At 54.1% G+C, this 17656-nt stretch carries 15 protein-coding genes; 10 read left to right on the top strand and 5 right to left on the bottom strand.

Translation table 11 applies throughout. From position 1 onward, the window contains the following. Nucleotides 1-31 precede the first annotated feature (31 nt). Nucleotides 32-307, bottom strand: coding sequence for a hypothetical protein (locus AC0JZ8_RS03395; RefSeq protein ID WP_471891797.1), 276 nt, complete (start codon nt 305-307; stop codon nt 32-34). A 31-nt stretch (nt 308-338) separates the two neighbouring features. Here AC0JZ8_RS03395 and AC0JZ8_RS03390 point away from each other — a divergent pair, with 31 nt between their 5' ends. From AC0JZ8_RS03390 to AC0JZ8_RS03375, 4 genes are read left to right on the top strand one after another with little or no spacing between them, the layout of a single operon-like run. Beyond that, nucleotides 339-788 carry a DUF6950 family protein gene (locus AC0JZ8_RS03390; RefSeq protein WP_471891796.1) on the top strand — a complete coding sequence of 150 codons (450 nt, stop codon included), beginning with the start codon at nt 339-341 and terminating at the stop codon, nt 786-788. Then, nucleotides 789-2873 (top strand): phage tail protein, encoded by a 2085-nt coding sequence (locus tag AC0JZ8_RS03385; RefSeq protein ID WP_471891795.1) that lies wholly within the window; start codon nt 789-791, stop codon nt 2871-2873. It begins immediately after the preceding gene. A gap of 2 nt (nt 2874-2875) precedes the next feature. Beyond that, nucleotides 2876-3268 (top strand): hypothetical protein, encoded by a 393-nt coding sequence (locus AC0JZ8_RS03380; RefSeq protein ID WP_471891794.1) that lies wholly within the window; start codon nt 2876-2878, stop codon nt 3266-3268. Nucleotides 3269-3304: 36 nt separating this feature from the next. After that, nucleotides 3305-5347, top strand: coding sequence for a hypothetical protein (locus AC0JZ8_RS03375; RefSeq protein WP_471891793.1), 2043 nt, complete (start codon nt 3305-3307; stop codon nt 5345-5347). Between the two features lie 271 nt (nt 5348-5618). Here the strand turns inward: AC0JZ8_RS03375 and AC0JZ8_RS03370 are convergent, their stop codons facing one another. Beyond that, a complete protein-coding gene (locus tag AC0JZ8_RS03370; protein ID WP_471891792.1) occupies nt 5619-7778 on the bottom strand; it encodes a bifunctional glycosyltransferase/CDP-glycerol:glycerophosphate glycerophosphotransferase in 2160 nt (719 codons plus the stop codon). A gap of 8 nt (nt 7779-7786) precedes the next feature. Then, the gene (locus tag AC0JZ8_RS03365; protein WP_471891791.1) at nt 7787-8761 is read right to left on the bottom strand and encodes a glycosyltransferase family 32 protein; all 975 of its coding nucleotides are present in this window, start codon (nt 8759-8761) and stop codon (nt 7787-7789) included. Nucleotides 8762-9674: 913 nt separating this feature from the next. Here AC0JZ8_RS03365 and AC0JZ8_RS03360 point away from each other — a divergent pair. The 3 genes from AC0JZ8_RS03360 (at nt 9675) to AC0JZ8_RS03350 (ending at nt 12042) form a co-directional block, all read left to right on the top strand. Continuing rightward, on the top strand, nt 9675-10661 hold the full coding sequence (locus tag AC0JZ8_RS03360; RefSeq protein ID WP_471891790.1) for a phage baseplate protein: 987 nt from the start codon (nt 9675-9677) through the stop codon (nt 10659-10661). Between the two features lie 278 nt (nt 10662-10939). Next, complete coding sequence (locus AC0JZ8_RS03355; protein ID WP_471891789.1) at nt 10940-11818, top strand: lysozyme; 879 nt, start codon at nt 10940-10942, stop codon at nt 11816-11818. Next, nucleotides 11818-12042: a hypothetical protein gene (locus AC0JZ8_RS03350; protein ID WP_471891788.1), complete on the top strand. Its 225-nt coding sequence runs from the start codon at nt 11818-11820 to the stop codon at nt 12040-12042. Before AC0JZ8_RS03355 ends, AC0JZ8_RS03350 begins: the two co-directional genes overlap by 1 nt. 1064 nt (nt 12043-13106) lie before the next feature. Here AC0JZ8_RS03350 and AC0JZ8_RS03345 read toward each other — a convergent pair. Continuing rightward, a complete protein-coding gene (locus tag AC0JZ8_RS03345; RefSeq protein WP_430244935.1) occupies nt 13107-13310 on the bottom strand; it encodes a hypothetical protein in 204 nt (67 codons plus the stop codon). A gap of 431 nt (nt 13311-13741) precedes the next feature. Here AC0JZ8_RS03345 and AC0JZ8_RS03340 point away from each other — a divergent pair, with 431 nt between their 5' ends. Continuing rightward, the gene (locus tag AC0JZ8_RS03340) at nt 13742-14353 is read left to right on the top strand and encodes a hypothetical protein (protein ID WP_471891787.1); all 612 of its coding nucleotides are present in this window, start codon (nt 13742-13744) and stop codon (nt 14351-14353) included. A gap of 31 nt (nt 14354-14384) precedes the next feature. Here AC0JZ8_RS03340 and AC0JZ8_RS03335 read toward each other — a convergent pair whose 3' ends face one another. After that, entirely contained in the window at nt 14385-15158 is a 774-nt protein-coding gene (locus AC0JZ8_RS03335) for an ABC transporter permease (RefSeq protein ID WP_471891786.1), read from the bottom strand. 692 nt (nt 15159-15850) lie between these two features. Between AC0JZ8_RS03335 and AC0JZ8_RS03330 the strand changes: the two genes are divergently transcribed. Both AC0JZ8_RS03330 and AC0JZ8_RS03325 read left to right on the top strand, forming a co-directional pair. After that, nucleotides 15851-16249 (top strand): FAD synthase family protein, encoded by a 399-nt coding sequence (locus AC0JZ8_RS03330; protein ID WP_471891785.1) that lies wholly within the window; start codon nt 15851-15853, stop codon nt 16247-16249. Nucleotides 16250-16253: 4 nt separating this feature from the next. Next, nucleotides 16254-17426, top strand: a complete 1173-nt coding sequence (locus tag AC0JZ8_RS03325) for a CDP-glycerol glycerophosphotransferase family protein (protein WP_471891784.1) — start codon at nt 16254-16256, stop codon at nt 17424-17426. Nucleotides 17427-17656 lie beyond the last annotated feature (230 nt).

Raw genomic sequence — 17656 nt, 5'->3', positions numbered from 1 at the left:
GACCCGGTTTCCGAGAGTTGGGAGGCAATGGTCACTGAAGCTCAGACTTGTCGCGAAACTCGTGGGTCAGGATGCCAACGTACATGTCTACGATCTTTCTGGTCTGCTCTGGCGCGCCTTGTTTCTCGGCCATGGTCGAAATGAACGTGGCGACTCTTTGAGCCGTGACTGGATCGGTGTTGCGGAGTTCGTTCGCAAAGCCGTTCATGACCATGTGAATTCCCTTCATCTGCCGTTCCATTCGCTCAATCTTGTCAATCGTGAACTGAGCGAACTCCTGTAAATCCAAGCGTCTTTCTTCCTTCATCGAGCCCTCCATTGCCGAGCCAAAGGAAATCATGCGGGATCATGAGAGTCGAGTCGTCGTGGTCTATCCGCCGTCATTCCTCGCAGACGATGAGCTCTCGCTCTTTCTGCGCCACTATGAAGCCTTACCCTGGTCGCCAGGCGAATGGGTCGATTGCGGCCTCGCCATTGCAGCCTGGGCGATCTGGAACGGCCGGCCTGACCCGGCAGCGCATCTGCGCGGAACCTACTCCGCGGGTCAAGGGCAGCTTGACCTGCTTGAACGGAATGGCGGCACCCTCCTTCTCGTTCGGTCCTGCCTGGTTGGTATAGGATGTCAGCCCACGGCATCGCCAGCTCGGGGGGATGTCGGAGTTGTCGGCAGCCACAAGCATATCACCCGCCAGTTCGGGGTTATCCACGATGGCAATGGCTGGCTCACCCGAACTGCAATCGGGTTCGAGCCAATTACCGCACGCACACTTGCAGCCTGGATCATCTGAATGGGTATCATCGAGTCGATCGCACTGGTCGTGTCGTCTTTGGCGTCGACCGTGTTTGCAGCCAATGCGCTGTATCTCGGCACCTATGCATTGGCCATCGGCGCTCTCGGATATGCTGCGGTCCAAAGTCTGAATGTGCAGAAGCCGTCGGTGCCAAAGCCCGAAGACGGCTCCTATAACCTCAAACAGCAGGTGCCTTCGCTTTCCTATGTGCTTGGCCGGGTGAAGAAGGGCGGGGACTATGTCTTCCTCGAAGAGCGCAACGGCTACGCGTACCATGTGATGGTTTGGGCCGCTCACCGCATCAACAGGTACGTTGCTCACTATCTGCACGACAAGAAGGTTGCAATTGACGGGACGTCCGTCACCACGCCTCCCTTCTTCTACGATGGTAGCGCAAATGTCCGGATCGATACGCGCCTGGGTCTCGACAGCAGCACCGCATACGGAGCGATCGTTGCTGCGTTTCCGACCATCTGGAATGCCAATCACCGTGGCGACGGGCTCGCCAGCGTCTACATGCGCTGCCACACCGTGTCGCAGAAGAACTTTCTCAAGATCTACCCGAACCAGATGCCAGAGCATTCTGCCGTTGGTGAGGGTGCGCTTCTCTACGATCCGCGAAAGGACAGCACGCAGGGCGGATCCGGATCGCATCGGTTTGGTAATCCGAACAGCTGGGAGTTCTCGACGAACCTCGCGCTGATGCGCCTGTGGCATCTTTGCCATCCGGCTGGTGGCAAGATGTCGTACTCCGCGATGCATCTCCCTGACTGGGCGCGTGCGGCAAACGTCTCCGATCAGAACGTCACAAACCGCTCCGGAGGAACGGAAAAGCGCTACCATGGCGGCTTTTGGTTCAGAGCCAACAACGATCCGACCGACGTCGGGCGTATCATTGACGAAGCGGCAGAACTCGTCGTCTACGAGCGCTCAGACGGCAAGATCGGCGTGCATGCCGGCGAGTTCGTCGCGCCGGATGTCACACTCGATGCCAACAGCATCTACAGCATCCGCGTCGACAAGAATAAACGTCGGTCGAACACTGTGCTTGCCGTTCGTGGCCGTTGGGTCAACCCGGCGAATGACTATAATACAGAGGATGCGGCGATCTTCGGGGATCCCTATGGGGAGCAGGACGAAACCGAGCGGACCAAGACATTCGACAATGAGGCTGTCCAGAGCCATAACCATTGCCAGCGCAAACAGAAGCTGACTTTCATTCGCGCCAATGCCCGAAAAGTCGCTATCATTGCCGACTACACCGCAAGCAATCTTCGCAATCTTCCATATCGCCGATTTGTGTCGGTTCACCATCCGCGGCGCGGTCTCGTCAATGCAGTCGTCGAGATTACGTCGAGTGTCACGATCGACCTGAGAAGCATGCGCCTTTCATTCTCCGGCATCATTGTCTCGAGCTCGCTCTACGACTTCGATGCGGCGACCGAGGAAGGCAAGCCCGGAGAGGTAGCGCAGCCTGCACCTGAAGACGGCGTGCCGGTTCCTGGCAACTTTTCTGTCTCGGTGCAAAACGAGGTGGTCTCTGGCGGATCGACCGCCGCCTTCATCCTCGGTACCTGGACGCATGTCGATGACAGCCTGACCTATGAGCTGGAGTTTGAGCGAACGAGCGGAGGAAATGGCGTTCAGTCGGTCTATTCCGACGAGGGAGATGATCAGGTCAGGACCGGCTACCTCGCCGATGGCAAAGAGTATCGCGTGCGTGCTCGCGCTTGGGGTGGGGGCACATCTTCCGATTGGACTGATTATGTAATCGTGACTGCTACGGCTGACGCCGTCGCGCCTGCGTCACCAACGAACTTGCTCCTGAGCAACGCCGGGGGCACGGTCTCAGTCAGTGCACGTGCAGCGAATGACAACAGTCGCTATCTCGTCTTCAAGCGCGGCACGGTAACGCAGACCTTTGCTCAGGCAGCTGAAATCGGACGCATTCAGGCCACTGCCAACCAGGTCATCTCGCTGAGTGATACGCCCGGTGCTGGAACCTGGCTGTACTGGTGCGGCGCGACGAACGTTTCCGGTGTGCCGTCTGCATCTCAGGTCTCGCAATCTATCACGGTGTGATCATGATCCCGACCGAACAAACCGACTGGCGCGTTGGCGTCAAGCAGGCGGATGATGTGGCTTCCGCCGCCATGAAGGAAGCTGCAAAATCCAACGTCGCTTGGGAGTTGGACGTGGATATCGTCCACAACACCGTCACCGCTCTCAGTCTGGCGCCTCGGACTAAGGAGTTCGCAATTGCCGCCGCAAAGGTCGGAGACCGTGTCTATGTGCATAGACGTGGTCGGCCAACAATGACCGGCGTCTTGAATGTCGGCGGTATCATACTCGAAGGGACTGGGCTCGTCGTAGAGGCCACGAAGGTCGAAGTCTACTACGTCATCCCGGCTGTCGGCATCAATCAGGTGCTGACCATTCCGCTCAAGCTCATCGCTTACCGGCCGGTCGCGGCCTGATCAATTCCCTAGTGTTACCATCATATGAGAGTTACTATGACCCAATCTGCTGAAGAGATTTTTCGCGACTTCAACACTATTGGGGTCCCGTCGTCTGGGGCCTATAAAGTCAAAAAATCAGAAGCTCGCGCCTGGGGGAAGCGCCTTGAGAGTGGCGCTCAAGGATGGTCTTACGCTTCTCGCGGCGAAGCAATGGCTGACGATATCCCCACTACTGTTGAGGCAGTGTTTTTAGTGTCTGGAGCAGCGGCGGGCGATGGTTTAGGCGGCCTGTTCGTCGCTTACGACAACGGCTCTAGTGACACTTTCGCTTCGGCCAACGGGCGCCTTTGGTACCGTAGTCCCGACGTCGGTGAGATTCGGCTAACAGACATCATAAAAGAAAAGCTTCGTCCGGATTTTCAAAGTCGTCACCGCATGCGCGTCCACGCACGCCTGCAAGGCGGTTTCCCGGACGCACCTTCGATTGTCGCTCAGTACTCGCTGAATGGATTGTACCCCCAGGGGGTCGTCCTAGATGAGGCGGCGGGGCAGTTGTTCACGTTGTATGACGGTGGCGCCGGTCTTAATGATTGGTGCTGGATTGAAGTCCGAACATGGCCTGCGCTTCTTTATGTTTCATGTTTCTCCGCAGGCGCTCAGTACAATGAAGGAGCCGTTATCTGGCGTGACGGTAGCACTCGATATCTCGACATCGGCATGGGCAACGGATCAAACCAGATTGGTCGCTACAACATCACGTCGCTGCCAGCAAACAAGGCTAGGCTCGCTCCCACAGCAACATTCACTGTGCCGCTTAAGGTTCAGATCGCTGGGCGTGGTCGTCGCCGAATCGTTGAGAGTAGCGACACTCCGGTCAGTGTCCGCCGCAAGTACATTCATACTTTCTACGATGAAACCTACACCGCTAAAGGTGTGGTGGACTTTGGGATTGCGGGGACCGGCAACGATGCTGATTCTATCGCAGGAACCGCAACGACCGGCACGGCTGCGGCTATAACCAACTCGTTCCCAAAGTCGCAAGGCATCATTTTAGCCGACGACTACATCATCCATACTGTTGGAGGATACTGGGACCCAGCCGTTACGGAGCTTGGTTATTCAAGCCATGGGGTCAAGGTTTTCGACTTCAAGGGGCGTCAGATTTCTGAAGCTATGATCAGGGCAGCGGACCTGAAAGCTATCATCGAGGCACTGCCGAGCGCACCGACGGTGGCACGAGTTGAGTGTGAGGGCGGGTTCATTACGAGCGACAACCGCGTTTTCACACTCGCCATGATCCGCTCCGGCTCCGTGGACAACAACGGCGCTATAGCTAGGGTCCTGCTTGAATGGTTTGCCTCTACCGATGATGCGATCAACATCAAGGACAAGGCTGTAGGTTCGTTTGGAAGCGCCATCTCACCTTTCAAAAACGGACGACTTGTGTCTCTGACCAACCCGGCGACCGGGGCGACATTTTCGGGACTAGGTGATCTGCTGGATTACATGACAGCTACGGATGAAACTCACGTTCAATTCGCGGCGGCTCACTGGCCTACCATCAAAGACCTGAATGGCGTGGACTATCCAAGCTTTGCATTGGTTCAGATCCATATGCTCGACAACTACTCTTGGCGCATTCGCGCGCGGAACAGGACCGTCGAGAAGGAATACCAGATCAGCGGGAACCCACGGGTTCAGCTGATGGTGGTCGTGCGCGACGAAGGAACATTCACGCCGACGGTGAAGATCAACAACGCCACCACGGGAATCACCTATTCCTCCCAACGCTCCGGCGTGTGGAAGCGCACGGGTGATGTTGTGACGGTAGAGTTTATTCTGGAGCTCGCCGCGAAGGGCGCGCTAACCGGCAACGTGTCGATCGATCTGCCTGTCACCCCAGCTAGCAATAATGGGTCGGCTGTGCTCGTGGCGCAGAACATGGCAGGGCTGACGTCGCCAGTAATGGGAGTGTGCTTTACGTCTGGTGTGATGACACTCTACCAGAACGGGGCGACTGGGCGAGCGGCCGTGACGGACGCGAACTTAAGTGCAACAACCTTGTTGCGGGGGAGCTTCACGTATCTGGCGGCTTGAATTTTTGCCGAGCTGGGCAAACCCAGTTTCGTCAACGACCAATGAAGCCTGGTCTGGGATACGCGTCCATATGATGGGCCAAGCTTCTATATCGTTGTTCAGTTCTTCATCAGAAAGAGTGCGGCCACGCAGCATTTCGGCAGCCTCTTTCGTCGATGTAACTACCTCTAAGATTCGGTCAAGCTAATATTCAATCAAGCGTCATTGATACCTGAAATCTTCGTGGCGCGCGATCACGCGCGCCACAGCCAAACTTGAGTCGTCAATGAGGTCACAAGGACTTACCATCCTTAAGGTCGAAAACGGCTTCTAGGACTTTCTTTGTAGAGGTTCCGTTTTCAAGCGAGCAGAATCTGTCAGCGAAGGTCTGTAGCTTGGCGTTATTTTCCGGAGACAAAAAGTTCCTATACTGAATTCCATAAATCAGATGCTCTAAATTAAAGGCCACCAGCCCGGGTGGCTCCGACTTGATATCAAAGTACATCCCTCTTTCTGTCGCATAATCATCATAGTCATAAGTGTACAAGATTATGGGCCGGCGAAGGCATGCATAATCAAACATGATCGACGAATAATCGCTTATAAGTAGGTCTGCGATCAGGCATATTTCGTTGCTGTTAACGTAGGACGAAACATCAATAATTTTATCGCTGGCCGCGCTTGCAGCGGACTTCAAAAAGTAGTGGCCCCGGATGAGAAGCACATATTCGTCACCTAATGCGGCCTGGACACGTTCAGCGTCAAATGCCTGAGTATCTGCAACATTCTTGCTTTTCCCTTTATCTAATGCGCGATAGGTCGGGGCATAGAGAGCAACTTTCTTACCTTCAGGAACGCCCGCTGCACGTCGGATCCGAGCCACATCCTCATCGGTGTGATTGAAGAAAATATCGTTGCGAGGGTAGCCGGTCTCGAGGACCTTCCAATTGTACGGAGCGTTGCGGCGCCAAATTCTCGTAGAGTAGCGGTTCGACGAAACGCCAAAATCCCACCGCTTGGAGCGGCGCGCATATCCGTTCCAGTTCATCTCTTTGGGATTTGTCTCTCTCAGGTCTAGGCCCATAAATTTGAGCGGTGTGCCGTGGAAAGTCTGCAGGTGGATTTGCTCCGGCCGCTTTACCCATTCATCCGGAAAATTGACATTCGAGACCATATACTTTGCACGCGCCATAGTTTGGAAGAACTCGCGGCTGTGCCGACGTACGACTTTACCAGGATATACTGGAGGGCGCTTCCCGTCTTTCTGGAGATCCCAAACAATTTCAAAGCCGCGTTTTTCGAGTTCAATGGCAAGTGCCAATGGATTGCAGTCAATCTTTTGACCCCAAAAAGCATCCATGAAGACCAGGTTGTTTTGGATAGGCTGCCGCACCATTTTGTTTCTGTAGAGGAATTCTAGATAGGGTTGCTTGTACTTCTTATAGTATGGCTCTGCTGCTTTGATGATGGCTTTCTCTGCCATGTCGTAATATCGGAGGGCTTTAAGACCACCAGCGTATGCCACATAGCTTTGGGTATCTATGAGCCGCTCGGTCCAAGTCTTTTTCGTTTTTCCGATGAGCCTTCGGAAATTTCTCAACAAGCCGGACGCCTCACGCACGAACTTGCCTCGTGCAGCAACTGGTAGCCGGTTCTCAGCTAAGATTCGTACAATGACATCACGGATATAGGAATAGGTTCGCGCGCCGTACAAACTCGCCAACTCAGTTTCCCTAGTGTAGAAATCCACCATCTTGTGACCTTGGGCTATGGCGTCAAAGTGATGAATGTCTTTACTGCGTAGAACTGATTTTGCTCGGTGCCGGTAGTAAACCAGCACGTCAGGCGTCACATAAAGTGGCGACGCAAGAATTAGCACCTTAAAGTTCCATTCGATATCTTCGTAAAGTCCTTCTCCAAACGCGATCGAATTTTTGATAAGGAAATCTCTCCGGTACATCTTATTCCATGCAACACCGAAGTTTCTTAGAATTTTTTCTATCTCTGCTGGGTGCCTACGGTAGCCTTCAGTGAGAAGCTTGGTATTCATGTTGTTAACGCGCGAGCCATTTTCATGGAAGCGGGCATAGTTATAGAGGTATACTTCGGCCGGATTCTGCAATGTCATATCATTGAGCCGATCAAGCGCATGCGACGTGAGGAAATCGTCTCCGTCTAAAAAGATTATAAACTCTCCAGTGGTAGCTCTAACGCCTTCGTTGCGCGCGTGACCGGGACCGTAGTTTCTGTCGAGAAGCAGTGCTCGATAGGGTATGGCGAGATCAGCGGCGGTATCCTCAGCCATTGAAGCCGTAGCATCCGTCGATCCGTTATCGACGTAGATCACTTCGTAATCAGTTCGATTTGGGAAGGCGCAACTGGCAATGGCCTGTTCAATGAAATTCTCGACATTGAAACCAATGACGATGATCGAAAATTTGATGGCTGTCATAACGGAACCTACTTTTCTTTATATGCGGCGTGGCTGTGCATGAGGCTTCCAATCAGGGAATGCTCGCCAACGTTTCCCGCCAATGCCTTCTGTTCAATCGGCGTCCAATCGACGCCTCTCAACTTTATCAGGTTACAGAACGGGTTCGCAGACGCGGGCATATCGGTCAGATTTCTCAGGATGCTCTCCCCATTCCAGCGCACTTGACTTTGCACGAGAAACGGATCGTCTTCGGCTTTGAATAGCAATAGAGAATGGCTGTTCTGGCGGCGCAGGACCATCTGCCCCGCGATATGCATAGAAAAATGTCGGACTTTCTCTATCCCGTGACGAATGTCATCAAGATTGACCTGGCTGCGCAGGTCTCGGATGTATTGGTCCGATCCATGCAGGATCGACTTCATAAACTCATGATACCAGTCCTCAATAAATCCTCCTCCCGCTGGAGATGCCAAGAACCAATTCTCTACGAGCGGGTAGGTCATATCCTTAGTTTTGCTCTTTATGTAATATCCTACGAAGTCAGATCCGCAGACCTGCTGCGCTTCCGATACGAAATCCAGGGGGCCTCGAACGATTGTTGTGGCATCAAGCCAAATGCCTCCGTATCTGCGAAGCAGGGCGAGACGTAACCAGTCGGCCCTTCTATGGACGCCATCATCAAAGATGCTTTCAGGAGCATCTGACAGAAAGTCCCGAATGGTCGACTTCGTCAGAAGATTGATTTCGTAACACTGGTTATGCCTACGCCACGAAGTCAAACATGCCTCGACTAACCGCGGCAGGTCGTCGTCGTCCCAGTAAGCCCAGATCTTCTTCGGTATTTTCTGCGTTAGTGTTTGCCATGGCCCAGCACCTCGCCAAGTAATCGATTGCAAAGGCAGGTTCTCGCGGCGCTTGGCGGAATTTTCCTCCGTGTCTCGGGATGCTTGAAGTGCAAGCGCGACCTGCTGCGTTCTTCTCCGTCGAAATATATTCATCATAAGTTACTAACGCTCTTCTGTCGTACGACGATGAGGGATGCGGCGCAAACGGCCATTGATACGTCTCTCGCCCGGACGGGGGGGCGCATCCCGATGACGCTATGGGCGCCTGTTTCATCCCACGAACATCCAACTCTTGCGCCGCCACTTACGTCAGAAGCCAAATCAAGAGCGCACTGAAGGTCGCTGGTGTAACTGGGGACGCGGCGCAGAGTTTGACTTCCGGGCGGGTACCATCGCTTGAGGAGCTTTTGTGACGTCTCGCCGGTCTTCATGTCTGTCACGGTTTCGTATGCCCGCGACCACCCCAGAATTTCTGCAATTTTATCATCTAGGTCGCGATGAGGATTATCATCAAGCATGAGCCTTTTGATGAGAGCGTCAATCGCAGGAAGATCGGTCATGGCTCCGGCCTTTTTTCCAGGTGTGAAATGGCCGCAATGCACAATGCAATTGCACTAGTTTTTCCTTGGCACGGCGGTTCGCCTTCCAGCTGGGCTCGAACACTGCCGCTCTCAACGACTAGAGCGCATGCCAGATCCGGCGCCACTTCCTGGACCAGCACCCGCGCCTCTTGAGCGCCTTGCGTGTAACGAGGTACTTCGCGAACCTCACCAGAGGGGACCAACCACATGCTCTGCTGAACTGTCCTGCTTCTGTCGCTTGCAGTGTCAGAAATCGTAGCGAACCTTTTGGACCATCCCAACGCCTCGGCGATATTGTCATCGACGGCACGCGATGGTCCTTCAAGGTCTAGAAGCGCACTGATGAGCTTTCGAAGGTCCATATACTCGTTCCTCATTGATTGCGGTTGGTTTTTTGTTACAGTTTTTTAACGGCGTCAATCAGGCAGGATGCGAGCTCCGGCAATCAATGTCGCAGTGAAAAATAGACGAGAGGCTTATAACCAAAGATGAGATCGCTTCGTATAGTCGCTTTGTGTTTTTTAGTCTGCGCCTGCGCGATCGGCGCTAAGCAGATCACCCCGATTTTTGAAGCTGGTTTCAAGCCTTTGCTTCTTGAGACACCTACCGTCGTTTCTTCTCGGGTGATGCAGGGCTTCACATATGTTCCTCAGCTGAACGAGTGGTATTACGTCCTAGGCAATGGGAAGGATTGGCATAATACCGCCAATGTAGTTGCACGCTCGGATGGGACCGGGCGGCTGCTCGACTATTCCGCTGACGAACCTTTAACTCTTGGTCATGGGCAAGGCCTGCAACATTTCTACGTCAACGGTTCTTTAAAATTCCTCACACAGAACGTTGCTGGAAATGGCGTATCTGTTTTTCGCTACCAGTACGGCCAAGGCCGTAAGATTGTCCTAGAAGGTCAATACGAATTAACAGATGCAGGGAAGAATAAACATACAACCATTGGGTTGTCCTCAGACAAGGATATAGTAGTCGCCGCTTATACGAGACCTTCAGATGGCAAGTCGTACGCTAGGCTCTTTCGATTACAAACGCTTTTGACAGGGCCGCAAGGGGATAGGTCAACTGAGGCAATTGAGGAAATCTGCTTTTCCGACAGCCCAGGATACGATGGGTCGGTAAAAAATAGACAGCATTTGCAAGGCGTCACGGCCGACAAGAACTACGTCTATGCGGTCAATGGTCATTGGCAGCTCAGTTCTCCAAAGTACCTGAATGTGTTCTCTAGGCACAATGGCTCATTGCTGTTGCGGAAATTGGTTGAGAGCGGACGAGACGTTGCGGCCGCCGCTGGAGCCGGAACGATATATGAGCCCGAAGGTCTGGAATGGCTCAGTTCTGCGGGTGGGAAGCTGGAGCTCTTGATGGGAATGCGGACCGGCGGAAGTAATGGAAATACTAACTGGGTAGTCGCTATCGGAGACGTTTCGGCTTCGATCCCAGATGCCGATATTTTAAATAAATAAGGGCCGAGGTGCGCCACTGAGCCGATCCTTGTCGTTTATCGCTGTCCAGGCGCAAGCACCGACATCGCTTTAGTCGATGCGGCGATTTGAGTCAGATCCGGTGTGACGCGAAACTTTGGCGAAACGAGCCTCAACCGCACGTGCCTGAGAACTTGTCGTCAGGATCGATTGGCAAGATAACAGCGTCACCGCCTCACCAGCTCGAAAATCTTAAATTTCACGTCTGATGAAGCGCGGAACCGTTTTCGGACGAGATCCCTCACAATAGGAGCTTTGCAATGGAGAGAAACGTGCCCACCGGTGCGGCGCTGGTCGTCGACTATGACGTGGCGATGGAAGTCGCCGGCCATGAGGCGATCATCCGCCAAGCCTACAAGGACAGTAAAGGCATATGGACCTGGTCTGTAGGCCTCACCTCGGCGACCGGCCATGTCGTCGAGCGCTACATCGGCAAGCCTCAGTCGCTCGAGCATTGCCTGCGCGTCTATGTTTGGGCGCTGGACAACTACGCCGACGCCGTCCGCAAAGCCTTCGCCGGCGTCGAGATCTCTAAGGAGCAGTTCGCCGCGGCCCTGTCTTTCCACTGGAATACTGGGAAGATCGGTTCGGCCTCTTGGGTCAAGCTCTTCAAAGACGGCAAGGTTGCGGAAGCCAAGAAGGCGTTCATGAATTACTCGAAGCCGAAGGCGATCGTCCCGCGGCGACAGGCAGAGCGCGATCTGTTCTTCTCCTTCAAGTGGTCGAACACCGGGCAGATGGTGGAGTACACTCGCGTCACTGCCAAGGGAACGCCGGACTGGGGCAGCGCCAAGCGCATCAACGTCGAGAAGGAATTGAAGGCGGCGCTCGCCGGCGAGATCCCTGACGCCGACAAGGTGATCGTGACCGAAGAGAAGCTGGTGGCAGTTCCGGTTTCGGTCGAGAAGCAAGTCGTCCCGCAGAAGGTCGAGGAGAAGGTCAAGGAGAAATCCAACTGGCTGACCTGGCTCACCGGCGGCGGCGGGTTGAGCACGATCGGCCTTGGCTGGCTGACGGGAATGAACTGGCAAGCAGTGCTCGCCGGCGGCGTGATCCTGGTCGTCGTGCTGTTGCTGTTTATCCTGCTTCGCAGCCAGATCATCTCGGCCGTTCGTGAGATCAAGGCGGAGGTCGGCTGATGTCGTCCACGCTGCGCATCATCATCATCTTCGCGATCGTCACCGCCACCATTGGCGCGGCGACGTGGCTCTACAACGCCGGCGGCGCTGGCACTCTCAACTCAATCGAAAGGCAGAACAATGAAGCAGGCAATGCATCTGATCGTGCTCGCAGCAGCTTTGATGAGTGCTTCGACGCTGGCGGGGTGTTCGACAGCAGCTCCGGCAAGTGCAGACGGCCTTAAGAGGGTTGTCGGCACGGACCTGATCGGCACACGCGGGCTGACGACCAAGGATAAGCGCAACATTGGCCGTACCGTGGCCTCTCTCTGCGCAGCGTCCGTCTGGAGCAAGGATCAATGCCGACAGCACGACAAAGCCATCCAGGCGCACCATGACTAACTGCAATGAGGTCAGCCTCCCGGAGGAAAGCGCCGCAGTCGAAGGGGATTCGCGCTAAGCAAAAGCCTCTAATTGCGGATGAGGCCGCTGAGGCAGCGGCTGCTCAACTTGTGCAGTGGGCCGAACGCAGCCAAGGCGATTGCGCTCAGAAGAATCAGCGCTATCGCAAACGTAATTAGCATAATCCACCAAGATCTGATGGCAGCATAAGACAGCCAGCGGCAAATAACGCTGCGTTTGAATGAACCGGACCGAGTCGCTACCACTGCCGCTGCTCGTACGAATCAGAGCTTTCTGGGTCCTGTCGATACTCCCAGCGCCCATCGTTAGACCTTCGGCGCCAGAGTTGACCGTGCGTGGTTGCTCTCTTGCCGTTTATCAATCGAGGCCTTCTGAATGGAGGCACTACACATTGATGCCATGAAAAAGCATCACCTGGAACAGGAGTTCTCCAGGCTGACAATATAAACTTCAGAACTGACAATGAGAGCGACCTTGGTTCTTGCTGGTCGCGACTTAAGCATGAACGTTAGTGTGCTACAATACTACGCCATCGCATCTTTCATGCCGAACCTGCGATCTTCATTAGGGGCCGGCCGCTTGGCGGTGGCGTTGCCCCTAGCTTTTCCGCGCGCTGGTCCAGCTTCTCCGCAGCCTTTGCCCGGGCGTCTTCATAAGAGTCGGCCGTCACTGTGACGATCCACCGACCGGCCCGAAACCGATAAGTGTTTTTCGGGGGATACATCCGGTGTCTAGATCCTGCTACGAATGCCATCCACGCCACGCGCCGATCGATCCCCTTCTTGGTTTCGTCTGGAAGCAAGTCCCACCATGCATTGAAGCCTGCATTTGTATCCGATTTCGGCATGGTACTCTCACTCACTCTGTAGGTCTTAGTCGCCGACACTCAACGCAGCATCTCTGCAATCTCGGCCGCTTCGCTGCGCGCCTGGTTCGGTTTGTGCGGGTAATGCTCCCAGCACCACCATTGCGGCTCTCCGCGATTATTCGAAAAGCCAAAGCCGCCCCACTCCCGGCATGAGGGGACGCTGCACCAATGGACGTAAAGCTTCGTCGGTCCGTTCAAGACTGTCCTGGTCTCGTCGCTCATTGGCGTGGCTCCCACAGGACGTGTGCTTGCAGAAGGCAGGGGAACCTTGCGCGACATTTCTCAGTTCCGGCGTGCTCGCATCCCATCGCCAGCACGCGCCGGATCTGAACGAACTCCGCGTTCGCTCCGAATTTCTTGACCAGGCTCTTGTGGCTAAAAACGCCTTGGCGAGCGCAGGGGGTGCAAACCATCTCAATCGTCTCGGCGCGATAGTCTTGGAGCGTTGGAAGCGGCATAGCAGGTTTCGTCTGTCTTTCGGACACGGGTTCTCGCTCGCGCACGGTGCACGTGTTCGCCTTCGATAAGGATGGTGATGCCGACGTCATGCGGCGTATTCGTTCTTACTATGTTCTCAATCTTTGACATGAGTCAACACCCGCCATCGCGCGAAAATGCCAGAGGGCTAGAAACGAATGACTGGGAGAAACGACATGCCAAACGGCGGCTTTGATCCAGAGGCGAAGTATGCGCAGCTCGGCGAACGCGTCGAGAACCAATCGCGCCAGATAGGCGACCTCGACAACAGGATGGGCAAGGGCTTCTCGGAAATTGCCTCCCAGATCCGCTCGCTGGTCGATGACATCAGGGGCGGCTCGAAAACGCAGTGGCCGATCATCATCGGGTTTTGCTCGGTGACCATTACGGTTCTCGGCGGTCTTGGCTTCATGGCGCTGCAGCCGATCAAGGACAACATCACGACGATGCGCGAGGACATGCGCATGCGGTCGATCGAGACGAAGGACAGCCTGTCGACTATCGTTTCCGCCATGGTGACGCAGAAAGAAATGGAGTGGCGTACCGCACGTGGACAAGAGGACCGCCAGCGAACCGAGACAGCCATTAAGGATATTCGCGACGGGCTAGTGCCGCGGGCAGAACATGAGCGCGTCTGGGCAAACTATGATCAGCGCTTTCAGGATCAGCAGCGGCAGGTCGATGAGCTGAAGCAGGCGCAGGGGAGTGTCTATGGCGCCCGTGATGTCATCATGGATCTCAGGCAGCGGCTCGATCGCGTCGAGCGGGAGCGGATCGGTCAACCTTGAATAACCATACAGCGGTCAACGCTGTCTACTCTCACTTTTCGCGCAGTCTAGACACGTTGAAGAACGTAAAGAGGATGAACCCGACCCCAAGTGCTGTACCCGACGTTTCTATAAGAAATCTCATGTCGAGGCCGTCTACAGGCGACTCCCCGTAGAAGCCTTCTCGAAACAAAATAACAATGTGCGTAACGGGATTGTAGAGCAGGTAGTTGCCGATCGGGCCAGGCATCGCAGACGGGACGTAAAAAACACCAGACAGTAGAAACAGCGGCCGGGTCACAATCGCGTAGAGCTTCGCGTAAAGCGGATAATGGAAAAAGAGAACCATGTTGATCATTGCGATGCCAATTGCGAGCATCCAGGCAGTTATGATCGCCCCAAAAACGTCAGACCAAACGATGGGCGATGTATGCTTCGCATAATGGAAAGCTGATCCGATAATTATCGCGGCCACTAAAATTGACGTCAAAGCTTCTAAAGCGAACCTCCCAACTACAGCATCAATCGGCGCGACAGTTGGATAAGTTAGCAGGGCGCGGTTGGCGCTTATGGATGAAGTAAGGTAGCCTTCCATGGCGCGAAACATGTTGAATGCTATGTAACCGGTGGAGTAGAAGAGCAGATAGCTATCGCCTAGTGCGGGCATTCGTCCTGAAGACCCCATGAGCGCGGCCATAATTGCAATGAACGCGATTGGTTGTACGAACGCCCAGATATAGCCACCGGCATTCGTTCCGTAACGTGTAGCGGTTTCACGGATTATGAAAGCGCAAACAACTCGAAGGTGTACTTGGATAGCGTTCACGTGTTGATCCACAAGCTCTAAAACAGAGCGGCACGATTACACCGATCCATCGAGGCCTGGAAGCCCCAATGGTCAACGTCGAGGGGGTGCTCATTGATCGCCGGAGCTTAAGTGGTCTCGATGAGAAGAACAATTTTTGATCACGACCGATTGCGGACGGAATGACGTCGTACGGCAAGAGCATACACGGATCAAAGGACTGTTCTTAGCCCAGAGAAGGTGGGTTTCGCAAAGTTGTCGCCGTTCCCTCTGTTCTATCGGCTTACTGCTGACAGAGCGTTCCGCGGCTTACCCGCAATACTTTCAATTTTACCACGCATGTGTCGCTGAATGGACGGCGCATTCTCCCGAAGGGCGCCGTAAATCTCCTCCGCAATCTCGTGGAGGGTTTCCTCCTGTGCCATGGGAAAGTAGTTCTCGAGGATAGAGGCGATTGCTGTCATTTTCGTTTCCATCATAATGGCTCCAAAATCTATTTGCATTCTATGGCACACTTCTGTGAAATCTGTATGACTGTTGAACGTGACGGTGCATGGCTCCCGCGAGCCATCCCAAGTCAATCGCCAAATTGTTGTGAAACTTAACCCCAACTCGATCTTGCACGTGCTGCGAGCGCGACGGGCATTGTCTATTGCCTCATTGTCGTAAACGCTTCATAAGTCTCGCTTCGCTCTATCGAAAAGGGTCGGTCTATGAAGCGTATTATCACGTTTGGAACGTTTGACGTCTTGCATATCGGGCATGTCAGGATACTGCAGCGTGCCAGACTGCTTGGCGGTCATCTAACGGTTGGCGTATCGACTGACGCCTTGAACTGGTCGAAGAAGCAGAAGAAGACTGTATATTCCCAGTATGACCGAGCTGAGATCGTCAAAGCCATAGCTGGTGTAGACCACGTGTTCTTCGAAAACTCGCTTGAGGAGAAAGGCGAGTACATTATCGAGCACCAGTCCGACATCTTAGTGATGGGCGACGATTGGGCTGGGCGGTTTGACGAGTGGAAATCTCTATGCGAGGTGATTTATCTGCCGCGTACCGAGGGTATCTCAACAACTCAGCTTCTCCAGGAAATTAGAGCAGTAGCCTCCTAATCATATGGCATCCGAAGCCAGACTTGCCTTTGTTGCTCGTAATGAGTTTATGTTCCTCCAGGTCGAGAAGCTCTGGAGGAGTTACACTGATGCTCACGTTTTGCTTTTGGGCTCCATGGCAGACTGGGATGGGTTTCTTGCTCGCCAAGACGCGCCCGTAAGACATCGCTTCAGAAAAATAAACTACCGGAACGCTGTTAAGCTTGACGGGAGCTACGATGCCATCTTCTTCCAAACGCCGTTCCCGCTGATAGAAGAATTCAACAAGAGTCGGCTTATCAGCGTTCAATATGGGCTTGCGAAAGAACGCCATAACTACGGCGTTTGGCGGTCACTTGCTGACTTGAACTTGATGTATGGACCGTACTCGGCACAATTCGTCTCTCATTTCTCTCCCGCAGTCGCCGTCGGCAATCTAAAGTTCGCTGGCGTAGACCTGTTTCTTGAGCCGAATGCCAAGAATGAGCTTGCTCTTAAAATTGGCCTCCATCCTGGAAAGCGAACTCTTCTTTATATGCCGACGTACCGGGAGCTCGGCTCGTTTGAGCGAATAATTAGACCGCTTTCGCATTTGATGGCGACTTATAATGTCGTGATAAAAATGCACCACAACCAAGAGTCGGACGGTAATTTCGACTGGAGGTTATACGCCAAATCCCTGGGTTTTGACCACCTATTCGGCGCAGACGCTAACCAAGCTGACCTGCTCACCGTATCTGATGTGGTTATCAGTGACTTCTCCGGCGCGATCTTCGACGCCCTCTACGCAAAAAAGCCCTTAGTGATTTACCAAGAGGGCGCTGAACAGCTTGTCGGTACCCAGAACTTTGATCTTGATTCCATCGAGTACAGGCGTCGGCACGAGCTCGGCATCGTCTGTGAAACTCCAGATGCATTAGCAGCGGCTGTTGAAGTTGCGCAGCAAAAGATGCATCTGGAGGCCGCCGAACTCGATGTTATTCGCAGAGAACTTATGATCGATTGTCGGGCTGTGGACCCCGTGGGTTCCGCCCGCCAGGCGGTAGACAACCTTCTCACTGGAAGGTCAGAACCTATGTCTCGTACGCAGCTTTACGTGCGTGAACTAGTAAAACAGCAGCGCACTACGGAAAGACGTTTAACCGTAGCGGAGAAACAGCTGAAAAGACCGTTTTGGCAACGTGTCTTCCTACCCTAATTTCGGCCGCGGTCATGCATCGTTGTCTCCCTTTCGCGATGAACCATAGCGGTGAAGCGAAATGCGATCGACTGGCAAAACTGCTAGCGCGCCTGGTGGGCTTGCGAGCTTCGAGTGCCTGCGATTGTCGTGAGCGAGAACGCCGGCAGGGTCGAAAACCCCGCTGACTAGAAGTCAACGGGGTCTCCGCCTCGTGAAACGCTGGCTTGATTTTCCTGATTGTTCTCGAA

The sequence above is a fragment of the Velazquezella soli genome, from assembly GCF_977018685.1.
Note: the sequence above shows the minus strand (reverse complement) of the source record. Positions and strands in the feature narration are given on the sequence as shown.